Origin of the sequence: Mesorhizobium sp. WSM3626 (assembly GCF_000513935.1) — a bacterium.
Taxonomy (GTDB): Bacteria; Pseudomonadota; Alphaproteobacteria; order Rhizobiales; family Rhizobiaceae; genus Mesorhizobium; species Mesorhizobium salmacidum.
In genome coordinates this window covers 17,841-33,711 of record NZ_AZUY01000062.1, presented here as the reverse complement: position 1 = coordinate 33,711, position 15,871 = coordinate 17,841, and the positions used below count along the sequence as shown (strand labels likewise).

Sequence of the window (15,871 nt, the reverse complement as noted above, 5' to 3'; positions counted from 1 at the left end):
CGACACCAATTTCCCGCTGGCCATGGAAGGCGCGCTGAAGCTCAAGGAAATCTCTTACATTCATGCCGAAGGCTATGCCGCGGGCGAGCTGAAGCACGGGCCGATCGCGCTGATCGACGAGAACATGCCGGTGATCGTGATTGCGCCGCACGATCGCATCTTCGAAAAGACCGTGTCCAACATGCAGGAAGTGGCGGCGCGTGGCGGCAAGATCATCCTGATCACCGACGCCAAGGGCGCGGCACAGGTGAGCGTGAAGACGATGGAGACCATCGTGCTTCCGGATGTGCCGGAAATCATCTCGCCCATCATCTACGCGCTGCCGATCCAGATGCTTGCGTATTTCGCCGCCGTTTTCATGGGCACCGACGTCGATCAGCCGCGCAATCTGGCGAAATCGGTGACGGTGGAGTAGGCGCCTACAAACAGGCGCGTTTAAAAACTTCGCAGTTCCAAAGCGCCTTCCGGTTCACTAATGTCGCGCCGCAACCCGTGCCCGGTGAACCATGTCAGACGCTTCGAAGACTTCCGGCATGACCCGGCTGAGGAACTATTTCCTCACGGGCTTCATCGTCTGCGCGCCGCTGGCGATCACCGCCTATATCGCCTGGTCGTTCATCGGCTGGGTCGATTCCTGGGTCAAACCCTATATTCCGGCGCGTTACAGCCCCGACAGCTATCTGCCGTTCCCGGTTCCGGGGTTCGGGCTGATCGTCGCGCTCATCCTGATCACGCTGATCGGCTTCCTGACGGCCAACATTGTCGGCCGCGCCATCGTCGGCTTTGGCGAGCGCCTGCTTGGCCGCATGCCGCTGGTGCGCGGCATCTATGGCTCGCTGAAGCAGATTTTCGAGACCGTGCTGTCGAACAAGGGCGACATGTTCCGTCAGGTTGGGCTGGTCGAATATCCACGCAAGGGCGTGTGGTCGCTGGTGTTCGTCGCCAGCGAGAAGGAAACCGAGATCAACCAGAAACTCGACCAGGAAGGCGATCCGCTGATTGCGGTGTTCATGCCGTGCACCCCGAACCCGACGACCGGTTTCCTGATGTATGTTCTGAAGTCGGACATCGTGCCGCTTGACATGACGATCGAGGACGGCGCCAAGCTGATCGTATCGGCCGGGTTGGTGGCCCCCGAGGTGAAGACGAAACTGGTGACGCTGAACGGTGAGCCGATCGACGGAACCCTGGCCAATCCGCCGCTAGCGCCTCATCCGGCGCGCAGGAGCCGCACGGCCTCGTCGCGGCCGAACAAGTAGAGCAGGAGCCGCAGCGCCTCGCCGCGATCCGATTGCAGTTCGGGATCGCGCGACAGGATCAGCCTGGCGTCGTCTCGGGCGGCCTCCAGTAGGTCGGCATGCGCCTCGATGCGCGCCACCTGGAAACCAGGCGTGCCGGACTGGCGGGTACCGAGCAATTCGCCTTCGCCGCGCATTTTCAGATCCTCTTCGGCGATCAGGAAGCCGTCCTCGGTCTCGCGCATCACCGACAGCCGGCGTTTGGCGGTCTCGCCAAGCGGGTCCTTGTAGAGCAGCACGCAGGATGAGGGCTTGTCGCCGCGTCCGACCCGGCCGCGCAGCTGGTGCAACTGGGCGAGCCCGAAGCGTTCGGCATGCTCGATGACCATGATCGTGGCGTCAGGAACGTCGACGCCGACTTCGATGACCGTGGTGGCGATCAGGATGCGCGTCTCGCCTTGCTTGAAGGCACGCATCGCCTCGTCCTTCTCGGCACCCTTCATGCGGCCATGGACAAGGCCGATGCGATCGCCGAACAGCGGCTTCAGCGAAGCGAAACGATCCTCGGCCGACATTAGCTTGATTTCTTCGGATTCCTCGACCAGCGGGCAAATCCAGTAGATCTTCTGGCCATCCGCGACGGCATCGAGCATGCGGCCGACCAGCTCGTCGAGCCGTTCGAGCGGCAGCGTAACGGTGCGGATCGGCTGACGGCCGGCCGGTTTTTCCGTCAGCTTCGAGACATCCATGTCGCCGAAGGCGGTCAGCACCAGCGTGCGCGGGATCGGGGTCGCGGTCATCACCAGCATGTCGGGCGCGTCGCCCTTGGCGGTGATGGCAAGCCGCTGATGAACGCCGAAGCGATGCTGCTCATCGATGACGGCCAGGACCAGGTCGTGGAAGCTGACCGTTTCCTGAAACAGCGCGTGGGTGCCGACGACGATATCGATCTCGCCGCTGGCAAGACCAGCCAGTGTTTCGGCTCGCTCGCGGCCCTTTTCACGGCCGGTCAGGATGGCGATGCGCAAGCCGACCTTGGCTGCAAGCGGGGTGATCGTCGCCAGATGCTGGCGCGCCAGGATTTCGGTCGGCGCCATCAGCGCCGCCTGGCCGCCGGCCTCGACGGCGCGTGCCATGGCCAACAAAGCCACGACCGTCTTGCCCGAACCGACATCGCCTTGCAGCAGCCTCAGCATGCGCTCTGGATCGGCGAGATCGGCGTTGATTTCGGCGAGCGCGAATTCCTGCGAGGGAGTGAGCGAATAGGGCAGGGCCGCACGCAGCTTCTCGACGATGCGGCCATCGCCGACGAGAGGGCGGCCTGACAGGCGTCGCACCTTTGCCCGCACCAGGGCCAGCGAGACCTGGCCGGCGAGCAATTCATCATAGGCGAGGCGGCGCCATGCAGCCCCTTCGACCGCGACATCGAGCGGATCGCCGGGATAATGGATGCGGGTCAGCGCGTCGCCAACGGACGGAAAGCTCTGGCGGCGCATGAAGGCATCATCCTGCCATTCCGGCAGGTCCGGCAGACGGCCGAGCGCCTGGCCGATCGCACGGCGCAGCACCTTGCCGGACAGCCCTGCGGTCAGCGGATAGACCGGCTCGACCAGCGGCAGGTTCTCGGCTTCGCTGGCGAGTGCGATATGGTCGGGATGGACCATGGTCGGGCGTCCGTTGAACCATTCCATACGGCCTGACACCACGACATGCTCGCCGACAGGCATTGCCTTTTCGAGATAGGCGGCATGGGCATGGAAGAAGGTCAGACCGATTTCGCCGGTATCGTCATGGGCGTAGACCCGGTAGGGCACCGACCTGTTGCCGCGCGGCGGCGGCTGGTGGCGGTCTATGCGCAGCTCGAGCGTCACGATGGCGCCTTCGGCCGCGAGGGCGATGCCAGGCCGGTTGCGGCGGTCGATGACGGTGTGGGGCAGCACGAACAGGAGATCGCCGGCGCGCGCGGCGCGATCGCCGAGGTCGGCCGCCACGACCTTCTCGATCAACGCACCGACCTTCGGCCCGACGCCGGCAAGCGAGGTGATCGGGACAAACAGGGGATCGAGTATGGAAGGACGCATGATGTCAGCTTATGTCGCGACGGCCGCAGCGCAAAGGCTGACACCGCCCACTATCCACGCTATATGCGCCGCTTGAAGCGAGGATGCGGCACAATGACCGGAACGAAACGATCAAGCGAGGGGCTGGACGCCCACCGCCGCAAGCTGTTGTTCCGCTCCTGGCATCGCGGCCTACGCGAGATGGACCTCATCCTCGGCACCTTCGCCGATGCCGAGATCGGCACCTTGACCGCCGAGGAAATCGACCAATATGAGAGGCTCCTCGATATTGCCGACACAGAATTCCTGCCGCTGGTCACGGGCGAACGCCCGGTGCCGGCGGAGATCGACTGTGCCGTCCTGCAAAAAATCCTGGCGTCCCGCCGGACCATGACATTCTGAACAAAAGCAATTCCAGGAAAAGTGCGAAGCGGTTTTCCGTTCGGAATTGCGATAAACAAGACCGTGATTTGATGGCTCTCATCCCCACCATTGGCTTGCCGAAGGGCCGCGCCGGCCAGTTCATCGTCGACGGTGTCGCCGACGGCTACGAGGCCTTCGCGCTGGTACAGACGGCGCTCGAAATCGCACCCGACAAGCCAGTGCTGTTCGTGGCCCGCGACGGCCAGCGCTTGCCTTCCATCATCGAGGCGCTGTCCTTCGTCGCGCCCGGCCTGCCTGTGCTGGAACTGCCTGCCTGGGACTGCCTGCCATACGACCGTGTGTCGCCCGGTTCCGATGCCGCCGCCAAGCGCCTCGATGCACTGACCGCCATGATCGCGCTGGCGAAGAAACCGCACCGTGCCGTCATTCTCACCACCGCCAACGCGCTGCTGCAGCGCATTCCGCCCGCTGAGCTTGTCGAGGCGCAGACCTTCCACGCCAGACCCGGCAACCAGATCGACATGAATGCGCTGATCGCACGGCTGGAGACGTCGGGATTCGAGCGGGTGCCGACCGTGCGCGGCATCGGCGAATTCGCGGTGCGCGGCGGCATTCTCGACCTCTTCGCACCCGGTTGGACAGAGGCGCTGCGGCTTGATTTCTTCGGCGACACACTGGAATCGATCCGCGTCTTCGACGCGGCCACGCAGCGCACCACCGGTCAGCGCAAGTGGATGGCGCTGCAGGCGATGAGCGAAGTGGCGCTGACGCCGGAAACCATCAGCCGCTTCCGCCGCTCCTATATCGAAGCCTTCGGCGCGCCATCGCGTGACGACGGGCTCTACGCGGCGGTCAGCGAGGGGCGGCGCTTCGCCGGCATGGAGCATTGGCTGCCGTTCTTTTACGAGCGGCTGGAGACCGTGTTCGACTACCTGCCGGACGCACCCGTGGTTTTCGACCATCTGGCGCATGAGGCGCTTGCCGAGCGCCATACGCTGATCCTCGACCACTACGAGGCGCGCAAAAAACAGGCTGACGGGGCGCTTAGGGATGCGGTGCCCTACAAGCCGGTTGCGCCGGACCTGCTCTATCTCTCGCCGGAGAATCTCAAGGCTTCGCTTGGCGAGCGCGAGGACATCGATTTTACCGTGTTCGATGCGCCTGATTTGGGAGGTAAGAAAGTCTTCCACGCCGGCTCGCGCCATGGTCGCAGCTTCGTCGAGGAGCGAGCCGATCCGAACGTCAATGTCTTCGATGTCGTCGTCCGGCACATAGCCGACGAGCGCGCGGCGCGCCGCCGCGTCGTCATCGCAGGCTGGACCGAAGGATCGCTCGACCGGCTTGGCCAGATCCTGGCCGAGCACCATCTCGGCAATCTCAAGCAGGTCGAGACGCTGGCGGAGGCTGAACAGCTCGAGCCGGGACAGGCCGCATTGGCGGTTTTGCCACTGGAATCCGGCTTTGAGACTGAACAGCTGGTGGTTGTCGCCGAACAGGACATTCTGGGCGACCGGCTGATCCGCCGCTCGAAGCGCAAGAAGCGCGCTTCCGATTTCATTGCCGAGGCCTCGGCCTTGTCGGCCGGTGACATTGTCGTCCATACCGACCATGGCATTGGCCGCTTCATCGGCCTGCGCACCATCGAAGCGGTCGGCGCGCCGCATGATTGCCTGGAAATCCACTATGCCGGCGACGACCGGCTGTTCCTGCCGGTGGAAAACATCGAGCTGCTGTCGCGCTACGGCTCCGACACAGCCGAGGCGACGCTGGACAAGCTCGGCGGCGGCGCCTGGCAGTCGCGCAAGGCCAAGCTGAAGCGGCGCCTGCTCGATATGGCCGGGCAACTGATCCGCATCGCCGCCGAGCGTCAGATGCGCGCCGCGCCGGCGCTGGTGCCGGCCGAAGGCCTCTATGACGAGTTTGCCGCCCGCTTCCCTTATGAGGAAACCGACGACCAGCAGACGGCCATCGACTCGGTGCGCGGCGACCTTGGCGCCGGCAAGCCGATGGACCGGCTGATCTGCGGCGACGTCGGCTTTGGAAAGACCGAAGTGGCGCTGCGCGGCGCCTTCATCGCGGCGATGGAAGGGTTTCAGGTCGCGGTGGTGGTGCCGACGACGCTGTTGTCGCGCCAGCATTTCAAGACATTCTCGCAGCGTTTCTCAGGGCTTCCCATTCGTGTCGCCCAGGCCTCGCGGCTGGTCGGTGCCAAGGATCTGGCCGAGACCAAGAAGGGCATTGCCGAAGGGCAGGTCGATATCGTTATCGGCACCCATGCGCTGCTCGGTTCCGCCATCTCGTTCAAGAATCTCGGCCTGCTGATTATCGACGAGGAGCAGCATTTTGGCGTCAAGCACAAGGAGCGGCTGAAAGACCTGAAGACCGACGTCCATGTGCTGACGCTGTCGGCGACGCCGATCCCGCGCACGCTGCAGCTGGCGCTGACGGGCGTGCGCGAACTGTCGCTCATCGCCACGCCGCCGGTCGACCGCATGGCGGTGCGCACCTTCATCTCGCCGTTCGATCCCTTGGTGATTCGCGAGACGCTGCTGCGTGAGCGTTACCGTGGCGGGCATTCTTTCTATGTCGTGCCTCGTATCAGCGATCTGGCGGAAATCGATGATTTCCTGAAGGAATCCGTTCCCGAACTGAAGGTGGCGGTGGCCCACGGCCAGATGCCGCCGGGCGAACTCGACGACATCATGAACGCCTTCTATGACGGCCAGTACGACGTGCTTCTGTCGACCACAATCGTCGAATCCGGCCTCGATATCCCGACCGCCAACACGCTGATCATCCATCGCGCCGACATGTTCGGCCTGTCGCAGCTCTACCAACTGCGCGGCCGCGTCGGGCGCTCGAAGGTGCGCGCCTATGCGCTGTTCACCCTGCCGGCCAACCGCAAGCTCACCGACACCGCCGAGCGTCGGCTGAAGGTGCTGCAATCGCTCGACACGCTGGGCGCCGGCTTTCAGCTCGCCAGCCATGACCTCGACATCAGGGGCGCCGGCAATCTTCTCGGCGAGGAACAGTCCGGGCACATCAAGGAGGTCGGCTTCGAGCTCTACCAGCAGATGCTGGAGGAGGCGGTGGCCGAGGTGAAGGATTCCGGCGAGGTCCAGGATGGCGGCTGGTCGCCGCAGATCGCCGTCGGCACCGCCGTGATGATCCCGGAAGGCTACGTGCCGGACCTGCAGCTCAGGCTGGCGCTCTACCGCCGTCTCGGCGATCTCGAAAACACCGAGGAAATCGACGCCTTCGGCGCCGAGCTGATCGACCGTTTCGGCCCGCTGCCGGAGGAGGTGAAGCATCTCCTCAAGATCGTCTTCATCAAGGCGCTCTGCCGCAAGGCCAATGTCGAGAAGCTCGATGCGGGGCCGAAGGGCGTCGTCATCCATTTCCGCAAGCGCGAATTTTCGAACCCCGTCGGACTGGTCAAGTATATTGGCGAGCAGGGTTCGCTGGCCAAGATCCGGGCCGACCACAGCGTGGTCTTCATCCGCGACTGGCCGACGGCGGAGAAGCGTCTGGCGGGCTCGGCTGTCGTCATGACGCAACTGGCGAAGTTGGCTGAGAAGACGGCCTGATCTCGCCTTTCGAGGCGTCCTGGGGGCGTCAAGCCATTCGCCAGCACCGAAATTCCGGTCTAGAATAGGAAATCGGCTTCGTGTATGGAGCCGCCACCCCATTTTGGGGGCTGGAAATGGCGGGCAAGGTGTTCGCCGGAAAGAGCGTTGGGTGCAGCGATGACGAAATGGTCGCCGAATTCGTGGAGAGCAAAGCCGATCAAGCAGGTTCCCGCTTATCCGGACCTTGCCGCGCTGAAGAATACGGAAGCCCAACTCGCCACCTTTCCGCCGCTGGTTTTCGCCGGCGAGGCGCGCAAGCTGAAGAAGCAGCTGGCGACTGTTGCCGCCGGGGAAGCCTTCCTGCTCCAGGGCGGCGACTGCGCCGAGAGTTTTGCCGAACATGGCGCGGACAACATCCGCGACTTCTTCCGCGTCTTCCTGCAGATGTCGGTCGTGCTGACCTTCGCCGGTGCGCAGCCCGTGGTGAAGGTTGGCCGCGTCGCCGGCCAGTTCGCCAAGCCGCGCTCGTCCGACAACGAGACCAAGGGCGAGGTGACGCTGCCGAGCTATCGCGGCGACATCATCAATGGCATCGAATTCGACGCGAAATCACGCATTCCCGATCCCGCCCGCCAGGAAATGGCTTATCGTCAGTCGGCGGCGACGCTCAATCTTCTGCGTGCCTTCGCGCAGGGCGGCTATGCCAACCTGGAGAATGTGCATCGCTGGATGCTCGGCTTCGTCTCCGACAGCCCGCAGGGCGAGAAATACGAATCGCTTGCCAACCGCATCACCGAGACCATGGATTTCATGCGCGCTGTCGGCATTACGTCGGAAACCAATTTCGCGCTGCGCGAAACCGACTTCTACACCAGCCACGAGGCGCTGCTGCTCGGCTACGAGGAGGCGCTGACCCGTGTGGATTCGACCTCCGGCGACTGGTACGCCACCTCAGGCCACATGATCTGGATCGGCGACCGCACGCGCCAACCCGATCACGCGCACGTCGAATATTGCCGCGGCATCAAGAACCCGCTCGGCCTGAAATGCGGTCCGTCGCTGACGCCGGACGGCCTGCTGGAACTGATCGACCTGCTGAACCCCGAGAACGAGCCGGGGCGGTTGACGCTGATCGCCCGCTTCGGTTCGGACAAGGTTGCCGACCATCTGCCGAAGCTGGTGCGCGCGGTGCAGAAGGAAGGCCGCAGCGTGGTCTGGTCGTCGGACCCGATGCACGGCAACACGATCGAAGCCGCCGGCTACAAGACGCGGCCTTTCGACCGCATCCTGAAGGAGGTGCAGACCTTCTTCGAGGTGCACCGCGCCGAAGGCACGCATCCAGGCGGCATCCATGTCGAGATGACCGGCAAGAACGTCACCGAATGCACCGGTGGCGCGCGCGCCATCACAGCCGAGGAGTTGCAGGACCGCTACCACACCCATTGCGATCCGCGCCTCAATGCCGACCAAGCGATCGAACTGGCGTTCCTGGTCTCGGACTTGTTGAAGAAGAGCCATCCGGTGCAGCACAAGCAGGTCGCGAACGGCTGAGCCTGGCCAATTGGATCGATAAAGCAAAGGCGCCTGGGAAACCCGGCGCCTTTTCCATTTTCATCTTTTGCCTCCGACCGTGCCGGTGCAACCGCAAAAGCTTCAGTCTTGCTTGTAGAGCAGCCAGCTCTTGCCGGCGCGCCCTGCCATGGCCGAATGCCTGGTAACGCGGTTGCGGCCACTGACTTTCGAGCGATAGAGCGCCCGATCCGCCTTGGTGTAGAGGTCCTCGGGGCCTTCGGCCTCGGACGCCATGCAGATACCCATCGATACCGTCACCGTGCCGTAATTCATGCCGGTCTGGCTGCTGGTGAACGGCGTCTGCTCGATCAGGGCGCGAATGCGTTCCGCGATCTCGTAGGTTGCGTCTTCGCTGGCGCCCTCGATGATCAGCGCGAACTCCTCGCCGCCGGTGCGGGCGACGAACATGTCGCCGCGAATGCTGGTCTGGAAAATCTCGGCGATGATCTGGATGATCTTGTCGCCGACAGGATGGCCGTAGCGGTCGTTGATGTCCTTGAACCGGTCGATGTCGACGAGGATCAGGGCATTGAACAGGATACCCTTGTTGCTGTTGTAGATTCTGGTGATTTCCTTGTCGAAGGCGCGGCGGTTCCATATCTTGGTCAACGGATCCGTGTCGGCCAGCCGCTTGTATTCCTCGAGCTTCGACTTGACGCTTTCGAGTTCTGCCGTCTTGTCGCTGAGCGTCGAGGCGATCTGCCGGCCGTGATCGATCGTCGAATTGGTTGCGATCGTCATTGCGTTGGCGATCTTTTGCAGAAGATCCTGGGAGAGAAGGCTGCGGTTGCTCAGGCCGCTTGATGTCTCATCGAGGATCCTGCCGTATTTTTCGATGTGGCTGCGCTCGCTGCGCAGGAGCGACGCGACCTCCTCGAGTTCTCGGGCGATGACGTCTCTGGCATGCTCGACGATGCCGGGACCATGGTTATGGGCGAAGAAGGTGCGCCCGATCTGGTCGAGTTCGTCCTGCGTCGGCCGATTGCTCAACGACACGACGGCGAGGCTGAGCTCGCGATTGGTGCCGCTCAAGGCCTCATAGAAAATCTCGTAGTTGCGTGGCAGGCCGAGTATGCCAAGCTGGCGCATGGTCGCGACAACGGTGGTTGCGATATCGGTGCTTCGTTCGGTCGAGGCTGCTGCCGGCTGCATGTCTGATTCACTCTTCCCCTCGGATCCCGACGCAGAATTCGCCGGTCCATTGATCGCCGACCTGGGGAGCGCTACCCAATGCTCCAGAACATCTTGCGAAGAGGCGCGGCCCCATCCGCACCCTTCGCTTGTGAGATCATAGTTGCATCGGCGCTAAAGTTTCCTTAATTCGCACGACTTCCACAGGTTTTCTCTACCTGTGGCTGTACGCGCGTAAAGTTTTGTATTGCCATCGCGGGACAGCACTCAGTTTGGTGGTCTTGAATTCGAAGTTCTGCGGTGTGCTGCCGCAAATGAAACTGAATTTCGGATTCGTCACGCCAATCGATGTCGTATTTGCTTGCGCGTAACCACCGCGAAGCTGGAATCCTGACAGTGATGCTGGACGAAGTTTCTTCGAGGAGTGCCGAAATGAGCGACAACCACCAGGGATCATGTCTGTGCGGAGCGGTCCGCTTCCGGACAAGTGGGACGCTGCGTGGCGTTGTCTACTGCCATTGTTCTCAATGTCGTAAACAGAGCGGGCATTTCTATGCCGCGACCAATGTCGCCGATACAGACATCGTGATCGAAGGCCCCGAAAGCATCACCTGGTATGAAGCTTCCGCTTTCGCCAGGCGCGGCTTCTGCAAGACATGCGGGTCGCTGTTGTTCTGGAAGGCAATGGACAAGGACTATATTTCGGTCATGGCGGGATCGTTCGACAAGCCGACAGCGCTCAAGGGCGAATGTCATATCTTCGTCGGCGACAAGGGCGACTATTATTCGATAGACGACGGGCTGCCTCAGTTTGAAAAGTCGACACCATCCATACCGGTCGCTGAATGAAATTTGGACGATCAGCCTTATTCCATTGATCGGGGCATTGCTTTATCTCGGGCCGGTGATTCCGAGAGGGGCCCTGGCATGCAGCGGTTGATCGATGCTTTTATCAATTCGGTGCGGGCATTTCGCAAGCTTGCGGTCAGCGAGAAGGCTTTCCAGCAGGAATTGATGCTGCTGGTGCTGGCCTTGCCGGCCGGGTGGTTCGTTTCAGTGTCGTGGCGCGGCTACGCGCTGCTGATCGGCGCGGTGCTCCTCTTGATCATGGTCGAAGTGCTGAACACCGGCATCGAGGCGGCGTGCGACGCAATTTCTCGTGAATTCCACATCGACATCCAGCTCGCCAAGGATTGTGGCTCGCTGGCGGTGCTGATTTCGGTAATGATTGCTGGCGGCGTCTGGGGCATCGCTCTCATCGAACGCATAACGGGGGTGCCGATCTGAGACTTTGATCCCTATATGACAGTCACCAAAGGAGACCGTCATGCCAGAGCTCACGAATTCCTCGCTTCTCGAACGCTTGGGCCTGCCGGAAGACCTGCGCTGGCTGGCCGAAAAGTATCCGCGCGAGAACTGGCAGGCTCACGCCAATATTCACGGCATGGCCAATATGTGGCTGCAGCGGCACGACATGTTCCGCGAGCTCGGCGGCATGCTCACCGGCGGCATTGACGACTATCGCGAAGGCGCACTGGCGGCTCCCGATTTCGCGCGCTGGTTCGCACCGCGCCTCAACCATTTTCTCGGGCATCTCGACGGCCATCACAATGTCGAGGATTACCAGTATTTCCCGGCTTTCACCAAGGCGGAGCCCCGTCTGAAACGTGGCTTCGACATTCTCGATGCCGATCACCACACGATCCACGAAGGACTGGAGCGCAACGCCGAGGCAGCGAATGCCTTCATTCGTACACTTCAGGAGAGTGAGGACAAGCAGCGCTTCGCTGCCGATGCTTATGCCGAAGAAAACAGCCGACTGATCGCGATGCTGACCTGGCATCTCGCCGATGAGGAGGATCTGATCATCCCGCTCATTCTCGATCGGGGTGATCAGGGGCTCGGCATCGACTAACCCGGTCAAAACTCCTTGGCGCGCTCCCGCTTGGCGATGTGGCGGGCGGCAAGCCAGGCAAGCACGGCCACGACAAGGCCGATGCCAAGCCCGACGAACAGCCGCTCGTGGCGCATCAGCGCCTGGCCAACCAATTCTTCGGCCCCCAACCCGAAGACATAACCGATCGTGCTGAACAGCACCGCCCAGATCACCGATGAGATGGCGTTGAGGATAACGAAGCGCGGCGCCGCTATGGTCGAAAGGCCGGCCGCAACGCCGCCGACCAGGCGCATGCCGTAGACGTAGCGGTTCGACAGCACGAAGATGTTGGGATGGGTGTTGAGCAGGCGGTAGGCGCGGCGAAAGCCGGGCCGCCGGCGCAGCCTGACGACATGGCGATTGTCGGCGAAACTCCTGCCGAGGGTGAAGAAGAAGGTGTCGCCGATGAAGGCACCCAGCGCTGCCGCGACAAAGGCATGCCACAGTACGAAAACATGCTGGTGAGCGAAGAAGCCACCCAGGATTGCGGCACTTTCGCCTTCGGCCACGCAGCCGAGAAAAACCGCAAGCAACCCGTATTGTTCGATGAAATGGTGGATCGTCTCGGTCATGACGCCGACTGCGGTGACAGTCTTTCATCGATCCGCTTGACCATTTCCGCCAGCCTCACGATCTCGTCGCGCATGCCGATGATTTCGCTGTGGCGCAGTTCGTCCAGTTTCTCATGCAGCGCCATGATCTCGATCTCGGCCTTCAAATTGACCTCGTAGTCGTGGGCGGCATCGATGCGGTCGCGCTCGGTCTGGCGGTTCTGCGCCATCATGATCACCGGCGCCTGCAGGGCGGCGACCATCGACAGCACCAGGTTGAGGAAGATGAAGGGGTAGGGGTCGAACGCATCGCGCGACAACAGCCACACATTGCCTGATGTCCACACGATCAGGAAGGCGACGAAGGTCAGGATGAACGACCAGGAGCCCCCGATGCGGGCTATCGTATCGGCAAGGCGGTCGCCAAAGGTCTGGTGGAAGGCCACGGCCTTGTTGGTGTCCCTGGTGATGGTGGTACGCTCGATGGTGCTTTGCAGCACCCGGCTCTCCAGCTGGCTCAGCCCATCCGGCTTTCGCCTCAGCCAGCGGTTCGCCAGATCGTCGATCGTCCTGTTCATGGTCGTCTCCAAGCGCTTTGCTGCGCTAGAGGTAGAGGCTGCCGGCCCGGGCGGGAAGTGCTAGATTGAGGCGAAACGAGGGGAACCGATGGCCGACTTCAAGAAAATTCGCGCTCGCGCGGCAAATCGCAAGGGAGGTGAGGTGGAACTGACCTCCCTGTTGGGGCCGATGCCCGACAATGCGGCGGTGGCCGACGTCAGCGATGACCGTATCCTCTCGACGATGGCCGAGCGCGTCTTCGCCGCCGGCTTCGTCTGGCGGGTCATCGAGCAAAAATGGCCTGGATTCGAAGAGGCGTTCCTGCACTTCGAGCCCAAGCGGCTGTTGTTCCAGCCTGACGATTTCTGGCACGACCTGGCTTCGGATCAACGCATCGTGCGCAATCCGCAGAAGATCAAATCCGTTCGCGACAACGCCGCTTTCGTCGAACGCGTGTCCAGGGACCATGGCGGCTTCGACAATTTTCTCGCCGAATGGCCCGCCGACGACCAGATCGGGCTGATGGCATATCTGGCCAAGCATGGCAGCCGGCTCGGCGGCAACACCGGCCAGTATTTCCTGCGCTGGCTGGGCTGGGATGCTTTCGTCATTTCGGCCGACATGGCGGCCGCACTTCGCGACGCGGGCCTCGACATCGCCGAAAATCCGACATCGAAGAAGGACCTCGACAAGGTCCAGATCCAGATCAACCGATGGGCTGACGAGACAGGCCTGCCGCGCCGGCACATCTCGCGCATCCTGGCGATGTCGATCGGCGAAAACCACTCTCCGCAATCGTTGCGCGACTATATGGGCGACGATTGACGGTCTGAATTGGTCCAAACGAACGCCATTGCGGGGTGAATTCCGCCGCGCTAAGTCAGCAGCATGACCAAGAAGCTCGACATACTGCGTATCGCCATCGCCCAGCTCAACCCGACCGTCGGTGACGTCGCCGGCAACCTCGCCAAGGCACGCGAGGCGAGGGCGGATGCCGCCCGCCAGGGCGCCGATCTCGTGCTCTATACCGAGCTTTTCCTTGCTGGCTATCCGCCGGAGGATCTGGTGCTGAAGCCGGCCTTCCTCAGGGCATGCGAGCGCGCCGCCGAGGACTTTGCCGCCGATACCGCCGACGGCGGTCCGGGCGTCATCATCGGCACGCCGCTGAGGCGCAAGAGCGGCACGCATAATTCCATCGTCTTCGCCGATGGCGGCAAGATCATCGCCGAACGCTACAAGCTCGACCTGCCGAATTACGGCGAGTTCGACGAGAAGCGCGTCTTCCAGGCAGGGCCTGAGATCCAGGGACCGGTCAACTTCCGCGGCGTGCGCATAGGCATACCGATCTGCGAGGACATCTGGGGCGAGGTCGGCATCTGCGAGACGCTGGCCGAAAGCGGCGCGGAAATCCTGCTGGTGCCGAACGGTTCGCCCTACTATCGCGCCAAGATCGACGTTCGCCACCAGGTCGTTATCAAGCAGGTCATCGAATGCGGATTGCCGATGATCTATGCCAATCAACTCGGCGGCCAGGACGAGCTGATCTTCGACGGCGCCTCCTTCGCCATCGGGGCCGACAAGACGCTCGCCTTCCAGATGAGCCAGTTCGAGGACGCGGTCGACGTCACCATCTGGAAACGTACGGACAACGGCTGGGTCTGTTCGCAAGGACCGATGTCGAAAATCCCCGAACGGGAAGAGGCCGACTACCGCGCCTGCATGCTCGGCTTGCGCGACTACGTCAACAAGAACGGCTTCAAGAATGTCGTGCTTGGCCTGTCCGGCGGCATCGATTCGGCGATCTGTGCCGCCCTTGCGGTCGATGCGCTCGGCGAGGAGCGGCTGCGTGCCGTCATGATGCCTTATCGCTACACCTCGAAAGACTCACTCAAGGATGCAGAGGACTGCGCCCGTGCGCTCGGCTGTCGCTATGACATCGTGCCGATCTTCGAGCCGGTCGAAGGATTTTTGCACACGCTGACGCAGTTGTTCGAAGGCACCAAGGAAGGCATCACCGAGGAGAATTTGCAGAGCCGTGCGCGCGGCACCATCCTGATGGCGATCTCCAACAAATTCGGCTCCATGGTGGTGACCACGGGCAACAAGAGCGAGATGTCGGTCGGCTACGCCACGCTCTATGGCGACATGAACGGCGGCTTCAATCCGATCAAGGACCTTTACAAGATGCAGGTCTATGCGCTGTCGCGCTGGCGCAACAGTCATGTGCCGCCGGGCGCGCTCGGACCTTCGGGCGAGGTGATCCCGAAGAACATCATCGACAAGGCGCCGTCGGCCGAATTGCGCGAGAACCAGACAGACCAGGATTCGCTGCCGCCCTATCCGGTGCTGGACGATATTCTGGAATGCCTGGTCGAGAACGAAATGGGCGTCGACGACATCGTCGCGCGTGGCCACGACCGGGCGACGGTGACGCGCATCGAACATCTGCTCTACATCGCCGAATATAAGCGCCGGCAGGCGGCACCGGGTGTGAAGATCACCAGGAAGAATTTTGGCCGCGACCGCCGCTATCCCATCACCAACCGTTTCAGGGATCGTGGATAGGCGTCTTTTCGTTCGCTGAGCGAGAGTGCGCGATGCTGCGGGTGCAAGCATGGCGACTGTCGCGGATCGATTTCCGAGCGACCTCCGACCTGTTGATGGCCTGCCGGGTGAAAACCATGCGGCGACGATTGGCACAGGTCCGACTGTTGCAAAATCGCCTCATCGGCTGGACCAGAAGTGCTTTTGGCCATGGCTTGCCTTGGCGAACGATTGAAGCGTCCGTATAACGGCGTCTCCGCGATTCCCTTCAGGGAGGACCGAATGCCCGGATTTGACATCGTTATGCGAGGCCGCGAGGCCTAGGTCT

Annotated in this window: 14 protein-coding genes; 10 read left to right on the top strand and 4 right to left on the bottom strand. The window is 62.2% G+C overall.

What is annotated here, in order from left to right; all coding sequences use genetic code 11:
* On the top strand, nucleotides 1–415 hold a 415-nt coding region (locus tag M653_RS01000000133810; RefSeq protein WP_032936357.1), incomplete at its 5' end, for an SIS domain-containing protein.
* A 91-nt stretch (nucleotides 416–506) separates the two neighbouring features.
* The gene (locus tag M653_RS0128515) at nucleotides 507–1,259 is read left to right on the top strand and encodes a DUF502 domain-containing protein (protein WP_027146382.1); all 753 of its coding nucleotides are present in this window, start codon (nucleotides 507–509) and stop codon (nucleotides 1,257–1,259) included.
* On the opposite strand, the gene recG is transcribed toward M653_RS0128515, so the two are convergent.
* The gene (gene recG / locus M653_RS0128510) at nucleotides 1,211–3,319 is read right to left on the bottom strand and encodes an ATP-dependent DNA helicase RecG (RefSeq protein WP_027146381.1); all 2,109 of its coding nucleotides are present in this window, start codon (nucleotides 3,317–3,319) and stop codon (nucleotides 1,211–1,213) included. The genes M653_RS0128515 and recG overlap by 49 nt on opposite strands.
* Before the next feature lie 93 nt (nucleotides 3,320–3,412).
* On the opposite strand from recG, the gene M653_RS0128505 reads away from it, so the two are divergent.
* From M653_RS0128505 to M653_RS0128495, 3 genes are all read left to right on the top strand, one after another.
* Nucleotides 3,413–3,700, top strand: a complete 288-nt coding sequence (locus M653_RS0128505) for a succinate dehydrogenase assembly factor 2 (protein WP_027146380.1) — start codon at nucleotides 3,413–3,415, stop codon at nucleotides 3,698–3,700.
* 71 nt (nucleotides 3,701–3,771) lie between these two features.
* A complete protein-coding gene (mfd, locus tag M653_RS0128500) occupies nucleotides 3,772–7,269 on the top strand; it encodes a transcription-repair coupling factor (RefSeq protein ID WP_027146379.1) in 3,498 nt (1,165 codons plus the stop codon).
* A gap of 159 nt (nucleotides 7,270–7,428) precedes the next feature.
* On the top strand, nucleotides 7,429–8,802 hold the full coding sequence (locus M653_RS0128495) for a 3-deoxy-7-phosphoheptulonate synthase class II (protein ID WP_027146378.1): 1,374 nt from the start codon (nucleotides 7,429–7,431) through the stop codon (nucleotides 8,800–8,802).
* A gap of 102 nt (nucleotides 8,803–8,904) precedes the next feature.
* On the opposite strand, the gene M653_RS0128490 is transcribed toward M653_RS0128495, so the two are convergent.
* The gene (locus M653_RS0128490) at nucleotides 8,905–9,975 is read right to left on the bottom strand and encodes a diguanylate cyclase (protein ID WP_027146377.1); all 1,071 of its coding nucleotides are present in this window, start codon (nucleotides 9,973–9,975) and stop codon (nucleotides 8,905–8,907) included.
* Nucleotides 9,976–10,386: 411 nt separating this feature from the next.
* Between M653_RS0128490 and M653_RS0128480 the strand changes: the two genes are divergently transcribed.
* From M653_RS0128480 to M653_RS0128470, 3 genes are all read left to right on the top strand, one after another.
* Nucleotides 10,387–10,803 carry a GFA family protein gene (locus M653_RS0128480; protein WP_027146376.1) on the top strand — a complete coding sequence of 139 codons (417 nt, stop codon included), beginning with the start codon at nucleotides 10,387–10,389 and terminating at the stop codon, nucleotides 10,801–10,803.
* A gap of 78 nt (nucleotides 10,804–10,881) precedes the next feature.
* Nucleotides 10,882–11,241 (top strand): diacylglycerol kinase, encoded by a 360-nt coding sequence (locus M653_RS0128475; RefSeq protein ID WP_027146375.1) that lies wholly within the window; start codon nucleotides 10,882–10,884, stop codon nucleotides 11,239–11,241.
* A gap of 40 nt (nucleotides 11,242–11,281) precedes the next feature.
* Complete coding sequence (locus M653_RS0128470; protein WP_027146374.1) at nucleotides 11,282–11,869, top strand: hemerythrin domain-containing protein; 588 nt, start codon at nucleotides 11,282–11,284, stop codon at nucleotides 11,867–11,869.
* A 5-nt stretch (nucleotides 11,870–11,874) separates the two neighbouring features.
* On the opposite strand, the gene M653_RS0128465 is transcribed toward M653_RS0128470, so the two are convergent.
* Both M653_RS0128465 and M653_RS0128460 read right to left on the bottom strand, forming a co-directional pair.
* Nucleotides 11,875–12,462 (bottom strand): DedA family protein, encoded by a 588-nt coding sequence (locus M653_RS0128465; RefSeq protein ID WP_027146373.1) that lies wholly within the window; start codon nucleotides 12,460–12,462, stop codon nucleotides 11,875–11,877.
* Nucleotides 12,459–13,019: a DUF1003 domain-containing protein gene (locus M653_RS0128460; RefSeq protein ID WP_027146372.1), complete on the bottom strand. Its 561-nt coding sequence runs from the start codon at nucleotides 13,017–13,019 to the stop codon at nucleotides 12,459–12,461. The genes M653_RS0128465 and M653_RS0128460 overlap by 4 nt, the downstream gene beginning before the upstream one ends.
* A gap of 88 nt (nucleotides 13,020–13,107) precedes the next feature.
* Here M653_RS0128460 and M653_RS0128455 point away from each other — a divergent pair, with 88 nt between their 5' ends.
* Both M653_RS0128455 and M653_RS0128450 read left to right on the top strand, forming a co-directional pair.
* Nucleotides 13,108–13,824 carry a DNA-3-methyladenine glycosylase I gene (locus M653_RS0128455; protein WP_027146371.1) on the top strand — a complete coding sequence of 239 codons (717 nt, stop codon included), beginning with the start codon at nucleotides 13,108–13,110 and terminating at the stop codon, nucleotides 13,822–13,824.
* 63 nt (nucleotides 13,825–13,887) lie between these two features.
* Nucleotides 13,888–15,564: an NAD+ synthase gene (locus tag M653_RS0128450; protein WP_027146370.1), complete on the top strand. Its 1,677-nt coding sequence runs from the start codon at nucleotides 13,888–13,890 to the stop codon at nucleotides 15,562–15,564.
* Nucleotides 15,565–15,871 lie beyond the last annotated feature (307 nt).

Coding starts and splice junctions, on each gene's coding strand:
- M653_RS0128495 (WP_027146378.1), top strand. CDS start 7,429: ATGACGAAATGGTCGCCGAATTCGTGGAGAGCAAAGCCGATCAAGCAG.
- M653_RS0128490 (WP_027146377.1), bottom strand. CDS start 9,975: ATGCAGCCGGCAGCAGCCTCGACCGAACGAAGCACCGATATCGCAACC.
- mfd (WP_027146379.1), top strand. CDS start 3,772: ATGGCTCTCATCCCCACCATTGGCTTGCCGAAGGGCCGCGCCGGCCAG.
- recG (WP_027146381.1), bottom strand. CDS start 3,319: ATGCGTCCTTCCATACTCGATCCCCTGTTTGTCCCGATCACCTCGCTT.
- M653_RS0128475 (WP_027146375.1), top strand. CDS start 10,882: ATGCAGCGGTTGATCGATGCTTTTATCAATTCGGTGCGGGCATTTCGC.
- M653_RS0128480 (WP_027146376.1), top strand. CDS start 10,387: ATGAGCGACAACCACCAGGGATCATGTCTGTGCGGAGCGGTCCGCTTC.
- M653_RS0128505 (WP_027146380.1), top strand. CDS start 3,413: ATGACCGGAACGAAACGATCAAGCGAGGGGCTGGACGCCCACCGCCGC.
- M653_RS0128470 (WP_027146374.1), top strand. CDS start 11,282: ATGCCAGAGCTCACGAATTCCTCGCTTCTCGAACGCTTGGGCCTGCCG.
- M653_RS0128455 (WP_027146371.1), top strand. CDS start 13,108: ATGGCCGACTTCAAGAAAATTCGCGCTCGCGCGGCAAATCGCAAGGGA.
- M653_RS0128460 (WP_027146372.1), bottom strand. CDS start 13,019: ATGAACAGGACGATCGACGATCTGGCGAACCGCTGGCTGAGGCGAAAG.
- M653_RS0128515 (WP_027146382.1), top strand. CDS start 507: ATGTCAGACGCTTCGAAGACTTCCGGCATGACCCGGCTGAGGAACTAT.
- M653_RS0128465 (WP_027146373.1), bottom strand. CDS start 12,462: ATGACCGAGACGATCCACCATTTCATCGAACAATACGGGTTGCTTGCG.
- M653_RS0128450 (WP_027146370.1), top strand. CDS start 13,888: ATGACCAAGAAGCTCGACATACTGCGTATCGCCATCGCCCAGCTCAAC.